Raw genomic sequence first — 1,060 nt, forward strand, 5'->3', positions numbered from 1 at the left:
CATGGAGCCCTTCCTCGGCATCCACACCCCGGGCGCGGGCCACCAGGCGGTCGAACCGTACGGTGTCCACGGCCTGGTCGGGTGTCCGCAGCCGGTAGGCGCCGTTGTCGGTGACGAGTTCGACGCCGGCGGCGGGGGCGTCGTGGGCGGTGAGCAGGGAGCGCAGCCCGGAGACGTGGTTGTGGATGACGGTGCGCGAGTGCCGGGGCGGTTCCTCGTCCCAGAGGGTCTCGGTGAGCCGTTCGACGGTGACCGGTGCTCCGGGGTTCAGCAGGAGCATGGCCAGCAGGCTGCGGCGCTTGGCCGATCCGGCCGGAAGCTCGCGGCCGTCCGCGGCCACCACGGTCACCGAGCCCAGCAGTCGGAACTCCACGCACCCCCCTTGGATCAGATGTATATGACAAGCATATGACAGCACGCGATCCGTCGGTCGCGGAGCGTCGCCCACGAACGGGCGGGGCGGCGCACCGCGGGCGGCGGGGCGGCGGGCACCGGCCCCGCTGCCCCGCCTGGTCCGGGGACTACGAGGTGACGGCGTCGTCCATGGACTGCTGCCAGTAGCCCACCTTGAGCGAGTCGTCGATGTACAGACCCTTGGCGGGCAGCGAAGGGTTGCTTCCCGCGCCGACGCTCTCGTTGCCGGAGGGGCCGTGGAAGTAGACGGCCAGCGAGATCTCGGTGTGGCCGTGGGCGCCGCTGCCGTCGGTGGCGGACAGGTTCACCGAGGCGTAGCCGGACTCGCCGGGCTTGAGCGTGACGACGGCCTGCGGCTTGGAGTCCTCGATGACCGGCGGCACCGACTGGGCCTCGCCGAAGCGCACGGCCGGGTAGCCGTAGAGGTAGCAGGGGGCGCTGCCGGTGTTGGTGACGGTCAGCAGCAGGTGGTTGACCGGGCGGGTCAGCGGGGCCGCGACGGTCTTGGTGACGGAACCCTCGCAGGTGACGGCCTTGCCGTCGGCGGGGCTCGGGGGCTTCGGGGCGGCGGGGGCCTTCGCGGAGGGCTTGGCGGAGGCGGGCGAGCCGGTCGCGGCGGGGGCTCCGGTGGCGGGTGCGGGGGCGG

Annotated in this window: 2 protein-coding genes; both read right to left on the bottom strand. The window is 73.1% G+C overall.

All coding sequences use genetic code 11. From position 1 onward, the window contains the following. On the bottom strand, positions 1-373 hold a 373-nt coding region (locus AE652_RS41940), incomplete at its 3' end, for a winged helix-turn-helix domain-containing protein (protein ID WP_049661374.1). Between the two features lie 148 nt (positions 374-521). Further along, a partial coding sequence (locus tag AE652_RS41945) for a DUF4232 domain-containing protein (protein ID WP_049661376.1) occupies positions 522-1,060 on the bottom strand: 539 nt, incomplete at its 5' end.

It is taken from the genome of Kitasatospora sp. MY 5-36, from assembly GCF_001182915.1.
Taxonomy (GTDB): Bacteria; Actinomycetota; Actinomycetes; order Streptomycetales; family Streptomycetaceae; genus Kitasatospora.